Origin of the sequence: Streptomyces sp. NPDC006624 (assembly GCF_040611555.1) — a bacterium.
Taxonomy (GTDB): Bacteria; Actinomycetota; Actinomycetes; order Streptomycetales; family Streptomycetaceae; genus Streptomyces.
This window is the reverse complement of the sequence record NZ_JBEXOM010000004.1, coordinates 283,051-302,573: the sequence shown is the minus strand read 5'-3', so window position 1 is coordinate 302,573 and position 19,523 is coordinate 283,051. Positions and strand designations below refer to the sequence as shown.

The following is a 19,523-nucleotide window of genomic DNA, read 5'->3' as shown; positions in this document are numbered from 1 at the left end:
GCTGCGCGGGCTCATCCGATCGTATGGCGTACCACTGACATAGGATGACCACTTTTCGCACATGCCCGACTACACGAGCGCGGGCGCCTCCACGCCGGACGCGGGGTGGACGAGCGACCGCAGTTTCTCCCGCGTCTCCGGGTCGGTCGAGTAGATGATCGTGCCGACCATGCCTCGCGTCAGCAGCACCTTGTACGTGTTGCGGATCAGCCGGTCGATCTCGCTGTCCGGCGTCGCCTTGGTGAAGATCGGGTCCTTCGACGCCGACCGGTCCACGACCCACCGGTCCGTCCGCCACACCAGGTCGGGACCGATGATGACGCCCGACCAGTCGTACTCGAAGCCCTGCGCGGTGTAGACGCAGCCGACCTGGCCGAAACCTTCCGGTTCGGTGGCCCACAGGGGCGCGGGCGGGGCTCCGAAGACGGACCGGTCGCCGTACACGTTCCACGGCCGTGCCCAGTCACCGATGACGACGTCGCGGGGGAGTTCGGTCATCTCCGGCGTGATCTTGCGCGTCCACGTCCAGCAGTAACCGGCCGACATCCGCGCGCCGTAGCCCTCCGCGCGCTTCGCCACGAGGAAGTCCTCCAGCTCCTGCGGGCTCTCGGCGGTCCGCAGCTCCAGTTTGCCGTCGGGCTCCCACGGGCCGGGCGTGCCTCCCTCCAGACCGAGCAGGTCGACCACCCACTTCTCGTACGCGTCGCTGCCGCCGCACCGGAACTGGCCGTCCAGCTCGATCACCGTGCAGTCGAGCCCTTCCGCGGCGGCGGCCCGCCGGATCTCCTCCTTCGTCCCCATCTCGCCGGGCCGCACCACCTGGTGCTGGTCGAGCAGGAACACCGGCACCCTGGCCGCGTCGATGAGTTCCGAGACCTGCGGCCGACCGGTGCGCAGCTCGGCCTTGGTGTAGCGGTTGGCGGAGGTCTTCCGCAGCCGGTGTGCCTCGTCGCAGATCAGCACGTCGAGGTCGTTCGGCTCGACGTCCATGAAGCTGTTGAAGTACATGAAGAGCTTCTGCACTTCGCGCTTCTTGTGCCCGGCGACCTTGCGCATCGTCTTGGTGAACGACGCCGACCCGGTGGCGTGCAGAGCGGTCTCCCCGCGCCGGTACAGCTCACCCAGCAGGGACATCGCGATGACGCTCTTGCCCGAGCCGGGACCGCCCGTCACCACGATGACCTTCTTGTGGTTGCCGCGCTTGGCCTTGCGCACGGCGGACATCACCATCTCGTAGGCGACCCGCTGCTCGGCGAGGAGCACGAACTGCTCGCGGTCGCGGATCTCGGCCGCGGCGACCGCCATCAGCTGCTTCGACGGCCGGATCCTGGCGTCCTTCAGCATGTCGGCGGCCTCCGCGCCGGACTTGGCGGCCAGCCGCGACCGCAGGAAGTCCAGGAAGGCCCCGCGCTGGTCGGCCGTGTACATCCGGCCGTACTGGTCCTCCGCGACGCTTCGCAGCCCCGCGATCCGGGACTCGGTCGCGTTGTGCAGGAACGCCACCCCGGCCAGCGACCCGGGCATCCGCTCCAAGGCCGCGTTGAACGACAGCAGGTACTCGCAGTAGCCCCGCACCTGTTCGATCGGGTTGAGGACGGGCTGCGGGTAGGCGTCGAGCCGGCACAGGAGAGGGTCGTCCTCGTCCGGGTGGGCCTCGCTCCACTGCTTCAGCTCGACGACGACGTACGACGGCTGCCCCGTCGTCGGGTGCACGCCGGCCAGGACGGCGTCGGCGCGCTTGCTGGTGAGGGGCAGGCTGCACTCGATGATCACCTCGACCTCGCCGAGCCCCGCTTCCATGAGGGCGTTGACGAGAGCGGGGAGGCTGCGTTCCCAGGACCGTATCTCCGCCTGTCCGGGCCTGCGCCCGTGCAGGTGACGGAAGTTCTCGGTCAGATGCAGCGCGAGCGACCCTTCGAGGATGCGGGTAGCCACGGACGCCGCGGACTCACGGAACAACAAGGAAATGCCCCCAGGCAGCACGAAGAAGACTCGTGCGGGTGGGGGCATGTCCTGCGGCGTCCGCCACGCGCCGCCGTGGAGCGGGTGCGATGGCGAATCAGGAAGCCCGTCGGGCCGCTGAGATGTGGTGTCGACATCCTAGGTGAGCGCGGCGATCAAGAGGAGGGGGTTCCGTACGGGTTCGGCCACGTCCGGTGACGGACGGCACGGTCACTTGGTGCTCTGACGGGAGCGGGCGTTGACCTCGGCGACGAGGGCGCTCAGCAGCTCGTCCTGGCTCAGTGTCCGGACGTGACGCGGGTCGGCATCCCACTCGCGGCCGCCGTCGAGCGGCCGGACCTGGAGGTACGGGCCTTCGTGGCCCATGACCCGGCCGACCCGGTCGCGGGTGGTGTCCCGTACGGCCTCTCCCACGGCCGGGACCTCGCTCGGGGTTCCGGCCCGGTCGTCGTCCTCCGTCACGTGCTGATCCCCTTCAGGATCACGTCCGCGAGCATGAGGGCCACGGGAGCCGAGCACACCCCGAGGTGGACGAGCGCGTACCGGGCATCGTCCTCGCGGTCGTCCACCCACGGGGTGCGGATGTCCATCGCAGGGAGCTGGATGCCTGCCTGACTGAGCGCGTAGGCGAGGGCGTCACGGGCGGCGAGGGCCTCCTGGACCTTCGGAGCGGTGGGTGGCGGGCCGTCCGCGACGGCTGGGTGGTCGATCGCCGTCGCGTGGTCCGGGTGTCGCGGTGTGGGGGGCATCGTCGTCCTCATCGGTCCAGTCCTACGGATTCCAGGACCCGGCTGCGCTGGGTGGATTACGCTGCGTAGTCCGGGCGTTACGAGGATGCGCCGGGATCTGAGCGGTCAGGCCGTGGACGGGGTCCTGCTTCCCCGCGTCCCGGAGGTCGTTCCACACCTTCCACACCGTCCGCACGAGCTTTTCGGAGGGGAGCCAGGCGTATGCCGCAACGACGCGTCATCACCGGCCGCAGCCAGGAACCACGTCAGCGCTTCGCCGAGGAACTGCGCACCCTGCGCGCGGGCAGCGGGACGAGCCTGCGGCAGCTCGGGGAACGGCTGGGCTGGGACTGGTCCCTGTTCGGCAAGATGGAGAAGGGCGAGACGCTCGGCAGCCCGGAAGTCGTCCAGGCCCTCGACACGCACTACGGCACGCCGGGACTGTTGCTTGCGCTGTGGGAGTTGGCGGCCGGGGACCATACGCAGTTCCGCGAGCGGTACCGGCGGTACATGGCGCTGGAGGCGAAGGCGGTGAGCCTGTGGCACTTCGCGGTGAGCGTGCTGCCGGGCCTGCTGCAGACGCCGGGGTACGCGCGCGAAGTACTGGCGGCGGGTGGGTTGAAGGGGAAGGAACTGGAGCAGCAGGTCGAGGCGCGGATGGGGCGGCGGGAGTTGTTGGAGGGGGAGGACGCTCCGCCGTTCCGGACGATCCTTTCGGAGGCGGTGCTGCGGACGCCGTTGCGGGATGTGGGGGAGTGGCGGGGGCAGTTGGAGCATGTGGTGGAGTTGGCGGAGCGGGCGAATGTGACGATGCAGGTGCTTCCGCTAAGTGCTGGCATGCACGGTCTGGACAGCACTGCACTGATGTTCCTACGGCTCCCGGGCGGGACTACCGTGGCGTATACGGAGAACGCACACCGCGGCGAACTCATCGAAGAGGACGCGCCAGTTGAGCGACTGCAGCGTGCGTACGATGCGATGCGAGACCTGGCGTTGTCCCCGGCCGAGTCGCAGAAGTTCGTCCTGGCCATCTTGGAGGAAGTACCGTGCGAGGCATCGACCTGAGCGCCGCTAGTTGGCGCAAGAGCTCCTACAGCAACTCGGACGGTGGCGAGTGCGTCGAAGTCTCCGACGACTTCGCCGGTGTCGTCCCCGTACGGGACAGCAAGGTTCTGCACGGTCCGGCACTCGTGTTCCCAGCTGGCGGGTGGTCGTCCTTCGTGGCGGCCGTCAAGAGCGGTCGCCTGAGCGACTGACACGGAACGTCGACGGCCCTCGCGGTGATCCTTACCGCGAGGGCCGTTTCGTTGCCGCCCTGCCTACTTCTTGGCCGGACGCCAGGCGCGCAGGTCGTCGTCGGTGAGACCGTGCTTGCCCTGTTCCATCTGCCGGTCGCCCTCGAAGAACTTCGCGGGGGTCGGGGCAAAGAGGGGGTCGGGCTCGTTGTGCCACTGGTCCAGCCACGGCTGGAGTTCAAGCAGCCCGGCGAGGAGCGGGGTGACCTCCTCGGTGGTCAAGCCCTCGTGGGTGGCGATGTAGGTGTCCAGCGCGATGGCCTGCTCGCGATGGTCCCAGCCGGCCCAGCCGTAGAGGGTGGGGGTGGCCGCGTTGGTCCGCCCGTACGAAATGAACCGCTCCTTGGGCACGTCCAGCTTGCCGCGCGCCCGCCAGTAGGAGGGACGCAGGAAGTCGGCCGAGGTGTACTTGGGCGGGACGGGGATGGTGTCCCGGATCTTCCGCTTGGCGGGCTCGTCCTGGGCGGCGTCCTCCTGCCGCTGAAGATCCCAGACGTGCTCCCAGTCCGCACGCTTCTTGAGCCCAGAGGGCTTGTAGCGCAGGGCGGAGAGGAAGGGCACGTGCTCGGTCGTCATCAACTCAGCGACAACGGTGTGCAGTTCCTTATGCGGCGAGTAGATCTTGGTGACGGAGACGAAGTCCTCGTCACGGGACAGGTTGTCGGTGAGACGGGAGAGGGTGACGAGGGCGGGCATGCCGTTTTCGTCGAACCAGTGGGAACGGTCCTCGATCCGATCGAGCAGCCAGCCCTTGAGCGCCTTCTCCTGAAGCGCGTCCCACCCTTCGGTGGCCCAGCGCCGCTTGTATTCCGGCCGCTCGATCATGTCGATGGCGCGAGACGACTCGATAGCGTCGATCCGCTTCTGAACGACCTCGCGGTACGCGGCGGGCCAGTGGGCGGGAATTTCGGTAATGGGCGTGGCGTTGTGACGGTCAAACCAGACAGTATCTGTATCCCCGCTTTGGACCCTTCGTGCAAGCGAAATCTCGAATGCTCGCTCACCAAGTTCGAGCTCCAGGATGGCAGATGCTTCGGGTTCCCCGGAGGTGCGCAGGTCTTCGCCACGCAAGCCATACAGGGAGTAAACGTGCCAATCCAGCTCTTCTTGAAGATAGATCATTTGGGCTCGAGTCGACTCATAAAGTGAGCGAGTTTCACGAAGTGTCGCCTGTGTGGGTGCCTCGCTGGAGCTCACAACTGCCGAGGGGGATACGCTTGCAAGGGTTTGAGCTAGATGATCGAGCTGAGCGGCTAGCTGAGTGGGCAATTCGGCAGGGACAGGGAATTCCTTAAGTTTGGTGCTGGTGAATTCGTAAAAGCGTTCCCACTCGTCATGCATGAATCCGCCCGTGCCTGACTGACTCCCCTTGTCATGGCATACCTGCTTAAGCCAGAATCCTGCAGTGGAACTGTTGAGAAGTCCCAGTAGCCCCAAGTGTTGTTCTATAGGCGCATCTTTGTGCAGCTTTACGACGGTGGCGGAATCCTTTGACGGAATTACTTGATGCTGCATGTAGAAATGATTGTGTGTTGCAACCTTGGTGAAGGCGATAAGCTTTTCCGCTGATACGCGGGAGCGATACACTTCACGCCACTCGAACCAAGGGACCCCGCGGTCAAGCAGGGTTACGCTGAATTTCCTCCTGAGCTGCATAATGCGGCGTAGTGGCCACAAGAATTTAAGTAGGGGGCGATTCTGTTCCTCGGAAGCAACTGCGTAGTCGGATGTGTAGGGGGTGGCGAGCCATGTAGACCCCTGGAGGGTCCAGTCGCGCAGGTTGGCGCCATCAGCGGCAAGGGCTACTGGCACGCGATGGCTGATAAGGGCCTGTGTCAGCTCCAACTCAAATGCCTGGTCCTCGCCTGTAACGATGGAGAGACCGACTTCATCAGCTACATTGCGGAGCCTTTTCGGGGTGCTTTCGAGTGCATGCATGGCGTCCACGGCGGCTCCGCCGGCAAGACTCCAAGGGTGTTTCGACATGGCTTCTCGTGATGTGTCGACCGTGCTGATCCAAGGGCTCTCTGACCCCGGGTAGTCGATTTGGTTTACGATGGCTCGCCAGACCAGTCCCTTGCTAGGGTCTTTGGGCGTTGAGGGTTCACCCTGGATGCTGCGAACTGTTCGCACCGTCGCGGAGCGCGCGCTTCCCGCGAGCCTGCGGCCAACGAGGATAACTGTGGGTGTGCTGTGGCCTGGGATGTATGCGCTGGACGTATCGACTACTTCTGTCAGTTCCACGCTATTGCGAAAGTATCCCTCGATCAGCTTCTTGCCGAACTCCCGCTTCATGAAGGAGTTAGCTGTAATTTGCCCGACGAGGCCATAACCGTGTGACTCTGAGTCCTCCCTCTTGGCTAGCTCAAAAAAACGCTGCGCAAATGGCACGGAGAGTGAATACTCGCGATGGCAGGCGCTATAGAGATCTCGATATAGATTTCCGAGTGTTTTGTCCTTGACTGTAATGTATGGCGGATTTCCCACGACCACGTGATATCGTCCGGGCTCTAGGATGCCTGGGTGTTCATGCACGTCCTCTGGCGTGTAGGTAAAAGACGCCACGTCGTTGCCTACGCCGTCGATGATGTCCGATTCGCCGAACAGGGCATCCTGTCGGTACTTGATGAGTGAATCGCCGATGGCCAAATGCATTGGCCATTCATACCTATTGGCTTGCTCCAGCGTCCGCACACCACTTGCCGCCATAGCAGCGACCAACAACCGGAACCGCGCAATAGCCACCGCGAACGGGTTCAAGTCCACCCCGTGCACAGAGTCCAGCGACTCCCGCACCCGCTCATGCACGTCTTTGCCCGGCCGGCCATCAGCCCACAGCCGAACCAACCGCCGGAACGCCCCGAGCACGAAGTGCCCCGACCCGCACGTGGGGTCGATCATCTTCAGGCCCTCGTACCCGAACTCCCGCACCGCAGGCTCAAACGTCCGGTCGAGGATGAACTCCTCCACGAACTCCGGCGTCTGGAGCAGCGCGTACGTCTTGCGGGCCGCCTCGCTCAGGTCCTGGTACAGGTCGCCCAGGAAGCGCGTGTCCCAGCCTCGCGTCCCGTCGCCGTCCTCCTCCAGGGGATCCCGGAAGTCGTGGACGAGAACACCTTCCTCGTCCCTCACCCGCCAGAAGTCCACCAGGTCCCGTGCCCCGTCGTGCGACAGCGGGATCTGGTACAGCGGATTGTGCCGCCGGTCGAACAGCAGCCGTCCCGCCTGCCCCGCGCCCAGTTCCTCGAACGCCTGCTCAAGCCAGCCCCGGTACGTCGGGTCGTCGGAGCGCGCGACGTACTCCTCGAACCGCGCCAGCGCCAGGTCGCGCCGGTCGTCTTCAGGGGCCGTCAGGTACGGCTCCGGGATCAGGCGGTTGTCCTCGCAGAAGCGGACGAAGACCGTGCCCAGCACCCACGCCACGGCGACCTGCGTGACGCGCTCGTCGAGCCAGGAGTTCCACGTCGCCGCCGTACGGCCCAGCTTGCGCGCACGGTCGTACTCCGCGCGCAGCTTCTCGCCCTCCGGCACCACCTTCACCTGGCGCCCCAGGTCGGCCTCGACCGCCTTGACCTGCCCCTTCAGGTCGTCCAACAGGGCCTTGCGGTCGATCACTTGGCGTCTCCCTCGGTACCGTTCGTCATCTTCGTTCCCGCCCCCACCGCGCCGGCCCGGTGGGCGTTGCGCACCCACGAGTCCGGCAGCTCTATCCACTCGCCCAGGCCCGCCTGGTACGCCACCGCCACGTGCCCCAGCCGCGGCTCGCGTGCCGGGTCCGGCTGCGGCACGAGCAGCCACAGTCCCCGCCCGCCCTGCCGGGCCGCCTCCGCCAGCCGGTCCAGGACGCCCATCGCGTCGTACCGGGCGAAGACCGCCACCTCCGTCAGGAGCACCGGACCCGAGCCTGCCCCGGGCGCCAGCAGGTCACGCACCCGGGGTTCGACCGTGCCCCACGCCGTCCGCGCGTACTCCGTGAACTTCATGGCCCCCCGCGATCCCGGCTCGGCCACGTCCGCCTTCAGCAGGGTCTCCCACGTCGGCTTCGTGCCCGGCGGGACCAGCGCGTGCAGGGACTCCAGGAAGAGTTCCGTCACTGACACCGGCTGCGCGCCGATGCGGGCCGCCGTCAGCTCCCGTACCGCCTCCACCGTGCGGCCGTGGTGCACGGTCAGCACCCGGTAGCCGTCGCGCCGGGCCGACGCCAGGAGCCGTTCGTCCGCGCGGACCGCGCCCGCGAGCAGCGGATCGTCCGAGTACCGGGTCGCCGCGCCGACGAAGGTGGACTGCCGTGCCGCCACGCCCGTGAGGTAGCTGGACGCGTCGTCCATGCGCGTGGGCAGGTAGCGCGGCTTCCCGGAGTCCTCGTGCGTCGACAGGGCGAGGTCGAAGCCGGCCTCGCGCAGCGCCTTGGTCAGCGGCCCGCCGGTTGGCAGCTCGTGCGTGCTCCTGCCCCGGGCGTCCTGGACGACCAGCTCGGGGAAACGGGCCCGCACCCGCTCGTGGATGTCCTCCGGACGCAGGCCCGGCTGCCACGCCTCGGGAACCCCCGGGTTCAGCCGGACCAGTCCGGCCTGCGTGAGGCGCAGTGCCCGGACCAGCGGCAGGTCGCGCGGGTAGATCTCCAGGCGGGGTGTGGCCGCGGCGTTGACGGACGCGGCGGCGGCCAGCTCGACCAGGCGGCGCTCGTCCCAGTCGACCACACCCGGCGGCGGGGTCAGCGCGCCCAGCTCGTTCAGTACCGTCGTCGCCGTAGGCAGCGTCTCCAGGCGGGCCAGCCGGTCGGCGGTCCTGCCCAGACGGGTGGCGTAGTCGAGGAGGCCGGGAGCCGTCGGGGTGTCGGGGGCGTCGCCCTCGCGGACGTCCAGCGCGAGCAGCCCGGCCGCCAGCGACTCCTCCGTCGCCCTGCGGTTCGGCTGGTGCTGGAACTCGGCTTCCTCCGGCTGGAGTTGCTCCACCTCCACTACGGCGCGGACTGCCGCCAGGGCGAGTGCGCGCCGCTGCTCGCGCTCCGGAAGCTGCGTACCGCGCCGTACGGCGAGCGCGTCCGCGATCTCCACGGCGGAGGCGACCCGGCCGAGGTCCACCAGCAGCCCGACGATCTCGTCCCGCAGGGCCTGGACCGCGGGCAGCTTCTTCCAGCGCTTGCGCTCCTCCTTCAGCATCTGCGGGATGCGGCCCGCGGACAGCCCGAGCGCCTCGGCCACGTCCTTCTGCTTGGGCCAGACGCCGATGCCGGGCAGCTCCCCGTGCTCGTCCGGCAGCCGCAGCAGCAGCCGGACCATCTCGACCTTGTTGGCGTTGGAGCGGTTGTTGTTCAGCTCCGGGACGAACAGCGTGGCGAGGGTGTCCAGGCTGACCGAGCGCAGGGCGGACTCCGTCAGCCCGGCCGCTCCCTCGCCCACCGCGAGGGTCCCGGCGACGGCCGACTCGGCGGCGGTGAGCTGGGCCAGCTCCTCCTTGGCCTCCGCCCGGCCCTTCGGGGTGAGCGGGGAGAGCGGCGTCTCACGCAGCAGCCTGCCCCACTGGCGCTGGCGGCGCTGCACCTCGGTGCGGGTCCTGGTGCCGAGGCCCGGCGCGTTGAGGAGCTTGCTGCGGCTGTAGTCGAGGAGTCCGCCCACGGTGGTGATGCCCAGGCCGTAGAGGAAGGACTCGGCGGCCGGGGTGAGACCTGCGGCGGACAGGTGGGTGTCGCGGGTGACCGCCGCCGCGAGGCGCTCGCGCTGCTCGTCGGCGCTGAGGGGTTCGGCGTCGGCGATCGACGCCGGGCGCCCACCGGCCGTGGCCGGCTGCGGGGCGGGCTCGGGGTGGCGGGAACGATGGCTGGACGGCACCGCCTGCGAGGCGTCCAGGAAGATCCGCTTCCAGGCGTCCCGCATCGGCTTCAGGTCGGGGAAGCGCTGGGCCACGTCCCGGTGCAGGGCCTTGCGGAAGAAGGCGACCAGCCCGTCCCGCACGGCGGGCTCGAAGGCGTCGGCCTGGACGGTCGGGTACGGGAACTCCTTCGCGTCCGTCATCCGGGGCGGGACCGAGCCGTCGCCCCACTTCGGCAGCTCGCCCGAGGCCATCTGGTGCAGGGTGACGGCGACCGCGTACCGCTCGGCGTGCGAGTCGTACGCGGTACGGGTCAGGGTCCCGATGAACGGGTCGAGGTAGCCCTCCGTACCGGCCTCGTGGTCCTTCGCCGGGTAGCCCGCCAGCGAGAAGTCGATGAGGACCAGCTCGCGGGTGCGGTTGGGGCGGATGCGGATGGCGATGTTGTCCGGCTTGATGTCGCGGTGCCAGACCCCCTCGCCCTCCAGGAAGTCGACGGCGCCGAACAGGTAGTCGCCGTATGCCTCCAACTGGTCCATCTGCAGGCGGCCGTGCTCGCGCAGCTGGCGCGCGACCGTCTCCTCGCGGCGGCGGGTGCGCGTACGGGTGCCCGTCTCGGGGATCTCGGGGTCGTGGTCGAGGCCCTCCCGCTCGTCGCCCACGTACTCCAGGGCGAGGACGGTGCGGTTCCCGATGCGCAGGGGCTCCGGCTCGACCAGCCGGATCACCCGGGAGTCGGGGCGCAGCCGGTTCATCACCTCGGCCTCCTGGACCAGGACCTGGCCCCTGCTGTCCGAGAGGGCGACCTTCAGCACCGCCAGCGGCCGGGTCCTGGGCGACTCGGCCTCGAGGTCGCGGACGAGGAACGCCCGGCTGGTGGAGCCGGTGCCCAGGCGGCGGCGCACCTCCCAGCGCCCGCCGAGCACGTCACCGGCCACCGCCTCCAGGGGGTCCTTCTCCGCCTCCTCGGGGGAGTCGGCGGGCTCACGTCCGGCGGCCGAGGACGGCGCGGTCAGACCGTCCTCGACGATCTCCAGCATCTCCAGGAACTCGTCCACCGACGACAGACGCTGTCCGGGCCGGTAGGCGGTCGCCGCCTGGACGAGGAAGTCGATGTCCTCGGACAGGCCGTCGACCAGGGAACTGGGGCGCAGGCCCTCGCCGGCCTCCAGACGAGCCAGCAGCTCGGCCTGGCTCGCGGCCGGAGCCTTCCCGGTGACCAGCAGATAGGTGAGGACGCCGAGGCCGTACACGTCCAGGTACACCGGGTCGGCCTTGAGCGCGGTCAGCTCCGGGGCGAAGTACGGGTCGGAGCCTTCCGACAGGTGCATCGCCGACAGTGCCGTCGGGGCGAAGCGGGTCACGCCCTGGCCGCTGCCGCCCTCCGAACCGGACGCACGCTGGGTGGCGATCTGCCAGTCCGAGATCTCCAGGCGGGGCGTGAGCCAGGCGGCGTCCTCACCGACGGCCTGCCCACGGCGGCCCCGGTCGCGGGGGACGACGTGGACGGCGCGGGCGGCCAGCGCCCGGTGGTGGATGCGGGCGGAGTGGGCGGAGCGCATCGTCTCGGCGAGCTGGCGGACCAGTGCCATCCGGCCGAGGATGTCCAGGCTCTTGCCGTGCTGGAGCAGGTACTCGTCCAGGCGCAGGGTGCGCGGGTCGTAGTCGAAGATCAGCGCGGGGCCCGCCGCGTGTCCCGACGGGTAGTACTGCTTGAGCTGCACCACGCCGGGGTGCTTGAACCGCTGCAGCACCGCCGCCTCGCGGCGGGCGGCGTTCTCCACCGACCGCCGGATCGACGCGTCCGACCCGCGCTCGCTCAGATAGACGCGGACCCGGGCCACCTCGGGCAGCTCGCTGTGGTGCGCCTTGTAGTCGGCCCAGGTCGGCCCCGAGTCGAACGACTTCCGGTCCAGCTGGTACGGGCCGACCTTGTACTCCGCCTCGCTCCTGCGGATGCCGATCCGGTCCAGCGCGGTCTTGATCTCGCGGGATTCGACGGCCGTGATCCGGCGCCGCTCGTCGCGCGGCGGCCGCTTCAGCATCGCGACCAGTTCGTCGACGGTGTGCACGCCGTTCTGGTCGTGGGCGGGCAGGCGCACGCGCAGACCGCCGTCGGTGAAGCAGACGGCCTCGCCGACCCACACCCGCCTGCCGTGCTGGCCGAGCAGGGAGGCCAGCTCCTTCGCCTTCTTGTTGACGAGGTGGAGGGGGTTGCCGTGCGGGCGGCGGTGACCGCCCGGGGTGGTCTGGACCCAGGTGCCGTTCTCGCTGGTGACGGAGCCGTGCCAGTCCTTCAGCTCGATCATGTGGACGCCACCGGGGGCGACGACGAGAAGGTCCACCTCGCGGACGTGACCGGTGTGGGCGGTGAAGGTGAAGTTCGACCAGGCCCGCCACGGATCGGCGTCCGGCAGCTTCTCCCGGATGGCTTCCAGGCCACGGTGCTCATGGTCGAACTCGGACTCGGTGACCGTGGTCCACCGGCCTTCCCGCATGCGCCGTCCCCGCCTCTTGCACTCCGACTCCAGTGGGCGTCCGCTCCTGGTCTCCCGGCCTTTCGCACCGTTTCCACCATGTCGCGGACCCGGTGAATCCTAGTCGTGGCCGCCGACAGCGGGTACGTCCCGGACGGCGCACCAGGAGAGGAGGGGGGGGAGGACGCTCCGCCGCGAGCAGCCGAGGATCGGACGCCCGAACCGTGGCTCCTCGTCCGCCAGGCGCCGCCGAGGGTGACGCTGCGGCCGGCGCACGTCCGTGCCCGTCCGGAACGACACGGAACCACTCCGAGGAAGAGTGATCCCGCCGCGGCGCAGTTTGACTACTTCCACACCGGCGCCGAATCGCTCGACCTACGATGTGACCGGGGGGATCTCGGCGTCCCGGCGTGCGCGCCGACAGCCGGAACTCGGCATGCCGTGTGAGCTCCTCCGCATGACCGAGACCCTCAGCAGCCAGCCAGGAGCGCCACGTGCCGTACACGGCCGAGATCAGCCGCAGCAATCCGACGAGCATCATCTTCCTCGTCGACCAGTCGACCTCCATGAGCGACCCCATCGGCGGGGAGGTCCCCCAGCAGAAGGCGGACGTCGTCGCCGACGCCATCAACCGCCTCCTGACGGAACTCTCGGTCAAGTGCGCCAAGGAAGAAGGAGTACGGGACTACTTCCACGTCGCCGTCATCGGATACGGCGCCACGGTGGGCTCGGCGTTCGCGGGCTCGCTCGCCGGCCGTGACATCGTCCCGCTCAGCGAGGTGGCGGACAATCCGGCCCGCGTCGACGAGCGGAGCAAGAAGGTGCCCGACGGCGCCGGAGGCCTCGTGGAGACCGTGGTCAACTTCCCGCTGTGGATGGACCCGGTCGCCCATGGCGGAACCCCGATGAACCGGGCCCTCCAGTACGCCGAGAACCTCGTCGCCGGCTGGACGGAGCGCTACCCGGCCGGCTTCCCGCCCATCGTCATCAACCTGACGGACGGCGAGTCGACCGACGGCGACCCCACCGCCGCCGCCGAGGCCATCACCTCGCACGCCACCGCCGACGGCGCGGCGCTCCTGTTCAACCTGCACGTCTCCGCAGCGGGGGGAACCCCCACCGCGTTCCCCGACACCGCCGACGGGCTCCCCGACGCCTACGCCCGCACCCTCTTCAACATGTCCAGCCCGCTGCCCAGCCACATGCGCTCGTACGCCGCCTCCCAGGGCCAGCGGGTCAGCGAGACGACCCGAGGCTTCGTCTACAACGCGGACATCACCACGGTCGTGCAGTTCCTCGACATCGGCACCCGAGCCACCGAACTGCGGTGACGACTCCGCTCTCCTGCGTGTACGTCACGCACCTCGTGGCCCCGAAGCACGGGAGTACCGAGGACGAATGCGAGGACGCGGTCGCCGTGCTCCCCAGCCGCTCACACGACGACATGCTGCTCGAACCCGTCACCGCGGGCGTCTGTGACGGTGCTACGGAAAGCGTCCTGGCCAAGGACTGGGCCCGGCTGCTGTCCCGCGCGGCGGCTGAAAGCGCCCTGCAGCGACCGGACCTCCTGTCCGGCGGAACCGCCTACGAGGAGTTCGCTTCGTCGGCGGTGGCCCAATGGGATCCCTGGCTGGCGCAGTACACACAGGCGCGCACCGCGGCAGGGCGGCCGCTGAAGTGGTACGAACACACCAAGCTGGCCGAAGGCGCCTACGCGACGCTGCTCACGGTGCGCGTCGATCCGGACTCCGGTGTCGAGCACGAAGCAACTGAACCGGCGTGGCGGTGGAGGGCTGCCGCCCTGGGGGACAGCTGCCTCTTCCATCTGCGGGACGACCGGCTGGTACAGGCCTTCCCGGTGCAGGCCGTCGAGGAGTTCGGCACCACCCCTGACCTCTTCGGCAGCCGCAACCACGACGCGGCGCTGCTGGCCTGCCGTACGCGCTTCACCGAAGGCCGGTGCGTGCCCGGCGACCGGCTGCTCCTCATGACCGACGCCCTGGCCGCGTGGTTCCTGTCGGCCCCGGACCAGGAGGGCGCGCTGCGCCAACTGCTGGAGTTCGCCGGGCCCGACGACCTGGACGGGTTCAAGGAGTGGCTGAACGGCCTGCGGGGCGGCGGACACCTGCGCAACGACGACGTGGCGGTCGTACGGATCGACTTCGAAGGACGGTGAACATGGGCTCGGCCACCGGTCCGCAGAGGCAGTTCCCCAGCGGCGGCGACTACGCGGAGGCACTGCAGCACACGCACCTGTGCTTCCGGCATCCGGAACTCAAAGGCGCCCGGCCGGAACTGACCAAGCTCGGTCTGCCCCGCGCCATCTCCGGCGCCTTCGCCAGCGTGTTCTCGCTGACCTCCGCCACGTCGGGCCAGCGGTACGCGGTCAAATGCTTCACCCGCCACGTTCCCGACCAGGAACGCCGTTACCAGGCCATCAGTTCCCGGCTCGCCCAGCTGGACCCGGCCGGGCTCTCCCAACCGTGGGCTCTCGGCTTCGAATACCTCCCCGAAGCGATCAGCGTCGGGCAGGAGCGCTATCCGGTCCTGAAGATGGAGTGGTGCGAGGCCGTCACCCTGTCCTCCTGGCTCGATGACAACCACGCCGACCGGTTCGCCGTCGGCCGGCTGGCCGACCGGTTCGAGGCTCTCACCCGAGACCTGGCGGAGCATCAGATAGCTCACGGTGACCTCCAGCACGGCAACCTGCTCGTCGCGAGTGACGACACCCTGCGCCTGGTCGACTACGACGGCATGTACGTGCCCGCACTGGCCGGTCTGGACGGTACCGAGCGGGGACATCGCAACTACCAGTCGCCCCTGCGGGGGAACGACGACTTCGGGGACAACCTGGACCGCTTCTCCGCGTGGGTCATCTTCCTGTCGCTCAAGGCCATCGCCGCCGACCCCGCACTCTGGAACCGGCTGCACGAGCCGAAAGGGGAATTCCTGCTGCTCACCGAGGAGGACTTCAAGAGTCCGGGCGGTTCCACGGGTCTGCAGACTCTACTGTCCCACCCCGACCGCATGGTGAGCAGCCTCGCCGACCAGGTGAGGTCACTGGCCTTTCAGCCGCTGGACGTGCTCCCTCCGCTGGCCGGGACGGTCCCCGGGCAGCGCACCGCCCCGACGGGCGTCACGCGAACGGCCGCTTCCGGCGCGGGCACTGCCCCCGCCCCCGCTGCGGGTGGACTGCCCGGCTGGATGGCAGGACACGTCGCTCAGCCGGCCGTGCCGCCATCGACCGGACCCATGGTCACCTCACCCGACGGCTTCCGCGCCCGGACGCCGCTGGACATCGTCACGGCCGTGCTCTGGCCCCTCGTGTTGGCCGTGACGGCCTTCATCGTCGTCGCGGGACTCTCGGCGCCGTTGATCGGGCCGGGTGTGCCCGTTGCCGCCGCCGTCGCGTTCACCGCGTTCGCCCGGGGCCGCCGCGTGGAGCGCGCACAGTCGCGGGCCGCTCTGGCCCAGCTGACAAACGAACTCGCTCAGCTCGGGGACCCGGTCAAGGCAGCCGAGAAGTTGCGCGAGGACCGGGCGAAGTTCGACGCGGCCGAGACCAAGCGGATCGCCGCCCACCCGCGAGCCCAGGACAAACTCACAGCCCGGTACCACGCCGAGTTGAAGGAGGCCGAGAAGCGCAAGGTCCGCAAGCAGCGCGACCTCGACAAGAAGATCGACGGCCTTGCGGAGGAACTGCGCAGGGCCTTGGTCAAGGCACTCGCCGACAAGCAGTCCGCATACGTGCGGGATCAGCTCAGCCGTCGGCTGATCGCCCAGTCGCCGCCGCACGGCATCGGGCCGACGCTTGCCGCTCGTCTCGCGGCAGCGGGCATCCGGACGGCAGCCGACTTCAAGGGCTACCGGTCCGTGCAGAACACCAACTACAACAGCACCGGCGCCGTACTCGTGCTGAACAACGGCCGGGTGGTCGATGTCCACGGCATCGGCGAGGCCAAAGCCATCGCTCTCGACGTCTGGCGTAAAAGTCTGGTCGCTTCCGCAGAAGGCCGGCAGCCGACCACGCTCAGCACGTCGGAGCGGCAGTCGATCGAGCAGGGCATCGACCGCCGTCGGTCCCAGCTCACCACCCAGCGCAAGGCTGTGGAGTCCGAGACCGATGCCTTGCGTGCCAAGGCGCGAAAGGAACTGGAGGACGGTCAGGAACGGCTCAGCCGGGAGAACAGGCGCGCGGCTGACCGAGCCCGGCAGCAGCGGCAGGAATTCAGTCGGCGCGTGATCGAACTCCAGCAGAACAGCACGCTCCATGGCACGCTGAGTGCCTCCCTCGAGGCCGCCAAGCTCAGGCAGCGCGAGCTCTCGTACACGAGGTACCTACGGTTCCTCTACCTCGGTCACTGAGGTCGCGTCCCACCAGCGGGGAACTGGGCATTGCCGAAACGGGCGGCGCTCCCGTTGGACGCGCACAGGCCTGACGTCAGAAAAATCCAGAGGGTCGGTCCGCTGCGTCAGCCCCGACGGACTGGCGGCGGCCGTCGTCGCCCTCACCGGCCCGGTCGTACTCCACGCCGAGACACGGAACAGGGAGGAACGGGCCTGGGAGGAGGCGTACGCCCCACTGAGCACCCTCGACGCTGAGCTGGCCCGCTGGGCCGAGCGGATCCGCCGTGACGGTCTCGTACGGCGCCTCGCCCGTACGCCGGAGGCCGCGGGCCCCCTGGTGGAGGCTGCCGTGCGCGCGTTGCGTGCGCTGCCCGCGTCCCCGCCGACGTCGCGGGCGACGTTCGCGGCATGAAACCCTTCGGGCGCCCATGCCCTGGACGAGGGGACGCCGCTCGCCACCTTCGTCCTGTCCGGCATCCGTCGCCTCACCGGCTTCCCCGACGGCTCCGGTGCGCAGTGGCGGCGGGAGGTGTGGGCCTCGGCGGGCTTGCTCAAGGACGACCTGTCATCGACCGTCCTCACCCTCAACCTGCGCGGCACTCCACCCCTCGACTGGATCGCCGACGCGGGGGAGCCGGCTGTGCTGACGCTCCGCTCCCTCACCCGTCGCGCACCGGTTGCCTCCGTTCCGACGCCGTGCGACGTCTATATCTGTGCCAGTACTCTCGGCCCGGCGTGCCCTCCCATGGTGTGCCTTCAGGGGCAGCCGTCGGCCGCCGCGCTCACTTTGCTGAGCGACCTGTTTATGCGGGGAGCTCACCTTCTCTACCACGGCGATTTCGACTGGGCCCTGTGCGCATCGCCGCGGCACTGGCGCGAAGCGGCCCTCGGCGGGCGTGGCGTTACACGGCCTCCGATTACCGAGCAGCAGTGACCGCCGTGGCCGAAGCCCCGGAACTGACGGGCCAGCCTGCCGCAACTCCCTGGGATTTGGCCCTGGCCATCGCTCTCACCGAGCGCGGTGTCAGGGTCGAGGAGGAAACGGTGCTGGACGACCTGCTCACCGACCTTGAACCGGGGTCCCGCTGATGCGCATGTGGAAGCGCAGCGGGCGCAGAATCGGACGAGTACCGAGTCAGGGCTGTGTCACCTCGGGAAAGTTCCGGGGACGTACCATGTTGAATCGCGCGGTGACCGGAGGCCTTTGGTCCCGGCCGAGGTCCCAGAGAAGTCCCACAGGCGCCGCCACCTCCCGTCTCGCCGGACGTGACGGCGCCCTTTCTGAGAACTTCAGATATCCCGAAAGATCTCGATCTGCGCCCCGATCGAGTTCAGCCGCTCCGCCAGGTCCTCGTACCCCCGGTTGATGACATACACGTTGCGCAGCACCGACGTGCCCTCCGCCGCCATCATCGCCAGCAGGACGACCACCGCGGGGCGCAGGGCCGGCGGGCACATCATCTCGGCGGCGCGCCAGCGCGTGGGGCCCTCGACCAGGACGCGGTGCGGGTCCAGGAGCTGGAGGCGGCCGCCGAGGCGGTTGAGGTCGGTCAGGTAGATCGCGCGGTTGTCGTAGACCCAGTCGTGGATGAGGGTCTGGCCCTGCGCGACCGCCGCGATGGCCGCGAAGAACGGGACGTTGTCGATGTTCAGGCCGGGGAACGGCATGGGGTGGATCTTGTCGATCGGCGCCTCCAGCTTGGAGGGCCGGACGGTGAGGTCCACCAGCCGGGTGCGGCCGTTGTCGGCGAAGTACTCCGGCGTGCGGTCGTGGTCCAGGCCCATCTCCTCCAGGACCGCCAGCTCGATCTCCAGGAACTCGATCGGGACGCGGCGGACCGTCAGCTGCGACTCCGTCACCACGGCCGCGGCCACCAGGCTCATCGCCTCGACCGGGTCCTCGGAGGGGGAGTAGTCCACGTCCACGTCGATGGTCGGCATGCCGTGCACGGTGAGCGTGGTGGTGCCGATGCCGTCGACCTTGACGCCGAGGGCCTCCAGGAAGAAGCACAGGTCCTGGACCATGTAGTTGGAGGAGGCGTTGCGGATGACGGTGATGCCGTCGTGCCGGGCGGCGGCCAGCAGCGCGTTCTCGGTGACCGTGTCGCCGCGCTCGGTCAGCACGATCGGGCGGTCGGGGCTGACGGAGCGGTCCACCTGGGCGTGGTACTGGCCCTCGGTGGCGGCGATGTCCAGGCCGAACCGGCGCAGCGCGATCATGTGCGGCTCGATCGTGCGCGTGCCGAGGTCGCAGCCGCCGGCGTAGGGCAGCTTGAAGTGGTCCAGGCGGTGCAGCAGCGGGCCGAGGAACATGATGATCGAGCGGGTGCGGCGGGCCGCGTCCGCGTCGATCGACGCGAGGTCCAGCTCGGCCGGCGGCACGATCTCCAGGTCGACGCCGTCGTTGATCCACCGGGTGCGCACGCCGATGGAGCCGAGCACCTCCAGGAGGCGGTACACCTCCTCGATGCGGGCCACGCGGCGCAGCACTGTGCGCCCCTGGTTGAGCAGTGAGGCGCACAGCAGCGCCACGCACGCGTTCTTGCTCGTCTTGACGTCGATGGCACCGGACAGCCGGCGCCCGCCGACCACCCGCAGATGCATCGGACCGGCGTAGCCGAGGGAGACGATCTCGCTGTCGAGGGCTTCCCCGATGCGCGCGATCATCTCAAGGCTGATGTTCTGGTTGCCGCGCTCGATCCGGTTGACGGCGCTCTGACTGGTGCCGAGCGCCTCGGCCAGCTGCGACTGCGTCCAGCCCCGGTGCTGCCGGGCGTCGCGGATGAGCTTGCCGATGCGTACGAGGTAGTCGTCTGCCATGCGGTTGAGGTTATCTCAGATATGAGATGGCATCCGACCGGGGGGTCCAATCGGGTGACATGGCGTCAAAACCGCCCGAAAGC

At 68.9% G+C, this 19,523-nt stretch carries 13 protein-coding genes and 1 pseudogene; 8 read left to right on the top strand and 6 right to left on the bottom strand.

What is annotated here, in order from left to right; genetic code table 11:
• Nucleotides 1-69: 69 nt before the first annotated feature.
• The 3 genes from ABZY20_RS10230 to ABZY20_RS10220 form a co-directional block, all read right to left on the bottom strand.
• Nucleotides 70-2,010: a DUF2075 domain-containing protein gene (locus tag ABZY20_RS10230; protein WP_356439336.1), complete on the bottom strand. Its 1,941-nt coding sequence runs from the start codon at nucleotides 2,008-2,010 to the stop codon at nucleotides 70-72.
• Nucleotides 2,011-2,172: 162 nt separating this feature from the next.
• Entirely contained in the window at nucleotides 2,173-2,424 is a 252-nt protein-coding gene (locus ABZY20_RS10225; RefSeq protein WP_356439334.1) for a hypothetical protein, read from the bottom strand.
• Entirely contained in the window at nucleotides 2,421-2,711 is a 291-nt protein-coding gene (locus ABZY20_RS10220; protein WP_356439331.1) for a hypothetical protein, read from the bottom strand. Before ABZY20_RS10220 ends, ABZY20_RS10225 begins: the two co-directional genes overlap by 4 nt.
• A gap of 201 nt (nucleotides 2,712-2,912) precedes the next feature.
• Between ABZY20_RS10220 and ABZY20_RS10215 the strand changes: the two genes are divergently transcribed.
• A complete protein-coding gene (locus ABZY20_RS10215) occupies nucleotides 2,913-3,755 on the top strand; it encodes a helix-turn-helix transcriptional regulator (RefSeq protein WP_356439328.1) in 843 nt (280 codons plus the stop codon).
• Nucleotides 3,737-3,946, top strand: a complete 210-nt coding sequence (locus ABZY20_RS10210) for a DUF397 domain-containing protein (RefSeq protein WP_356439325.1) — start codon at nucleotides 3,737-3,739, stop codon at nucleotides 3,944-3,946. The genes ABZY20_RS10215 and ABZY20_RS10210 overlap by 19 nt, the downstream gene beginning before the upstream one ends.
• 63 nt (nucleotides 3,947-4,009) lie before the next feature.
• Here the strand turns inward: ABZY20_RS10210 and pglX are convergent, their stop codons facing one another.
• Nucleotides 4,010-7,600 (bottom strand): BREX-2 system adenine-specific DNA-methyltransferase PglX, encoded by a 3,591-nt coding sequence (gene pglX, locus ABZY20_RS10205; protein ID WP_356439322.1) that lies wholly within the window; start codon nucleotides 7,598-7,600, stop codon nucleotides 4,010-4,012.
• Nucleotides 7,597-12,294, bottom strand: a complete 4,698-nt coding sequence (gene pglW / locus ABZY20_RS10200; RefSeq protein WP_356439319.1) for a BREX system serine/threonine kinase PglW — start codon at nucleotides 12,292-12,294, stop codon at nucleotides 7,597-7,599. Before pglW ends, pglX begins: the two co-directional genes overlap by 4 nt.
• A gap of 473 nt (nucleotides 12,295-12,767) precedes the next feature.
• Here pglW and ABZY20_RS10195 point away from each other — a divergent pair, with 473 nt between their 5' ends.
• The 6 genes and pseudogenes from ABZY20_RS10195 to ABZY20_RS10170 all read left to right on the top strand — a co-directional run bounded on the left by ABZY20_RS10195 (nucleotide 12,768) and on the right by ABZY20_RS10170 (nucleotide 17,709).
• Nucleotides 12,768-13,604: a vWA domain-containing protein gene (locus ABZY20_RS10195; protein WP_356439316.1), complete on the top strand. Its 837-nt coding sequence runs from the start codon at nucleotides 12,768-12,770 to the stop codon at nucleotides 13,602-13,604.
• A complete protein-coding gene (locus tag ABZY20_RS10190; protein ID WP_356439313.1) occupies nucleotides 13,601-14,449 on the top strand; it encodes a hypothetical protein in 849 nt (282 codons plus the stop codon). Before ABZY20_RS10195 ends, ABZY20_RS10190 begins: the two co-directional genes overlap by 4 nt.
• 2 nt (nucleotides 14,450-14,451) lie before the next feature.
• The gene (locus ABZY20_RS10185) at nucleotides 14,452-16,638 is read left to right on the top strand and encodes a hypothetical protein (protein WP_356439311.1); all 2,187 of its coding nucleotides are present in this window, start codon (nucleotides 14,452-14,454) and stop codon (nucleotides 16,636-16,638) included.
• Nucleotides 16,556-17,158 (top strand): annotated as a pseudogene (locus ABZY20_RS10180) (TIGR02679 domain-containing protein); the annotation flags it as partial. The gene ABZY20_RS10185 and the pseudogene ABZY20_RS10180, both read left to right, overlap by 83 nt.
• 9 nt (nucleotides 17,159-17,167) lie before the next feature.
• A complete protein-coding gene (locus ABZY20_RS10175; RefSeq protein ID WP_356439672.1) occupies nucleotides 17,168-17,554 on the top strand; it encodes a DUF2399 domain-containing protein in 387 nt (128 codons plus the stop codon).
• Complete coding sequence (locus ABZY20_RS10170) at nucleotides 17,473-17,709, top strand: DUF2399 domain-containing protein (protein ID WP_356439309.1); 237 nt, start codon at nucleotides 17,473-17,475, stop codon at nucleotides 17,707-17,709. The genes ABZY20_RS10175 and ABZY20_RS10170 overlap by 82 nt, the downstream gene beginning before the upstream one ends.
• A gap of 201 nt (nucleotides 17,710-17,910) precedes the next feature.
• Here ABZY20_RS10170 and ABZY20_RS10165 read toward each other — a convergent pair whose 3' ends face one another.
• Nucleotides 17,911-19,440, bottom strand: coding sequence for a UDP-N-acetylglucosamine 1-carboxyvinyltransferase (locus tag ABZY20_RS10165; RefSeq protein WP_356439307.1), 1,530 nt, complete (start codon nucleotides 19,438-19,440; stop codon nucleotides 17,911-17,913).
• Between the last annotated feature and the right edge of the window lie 83 nt (nucleotides 19,441-19,523).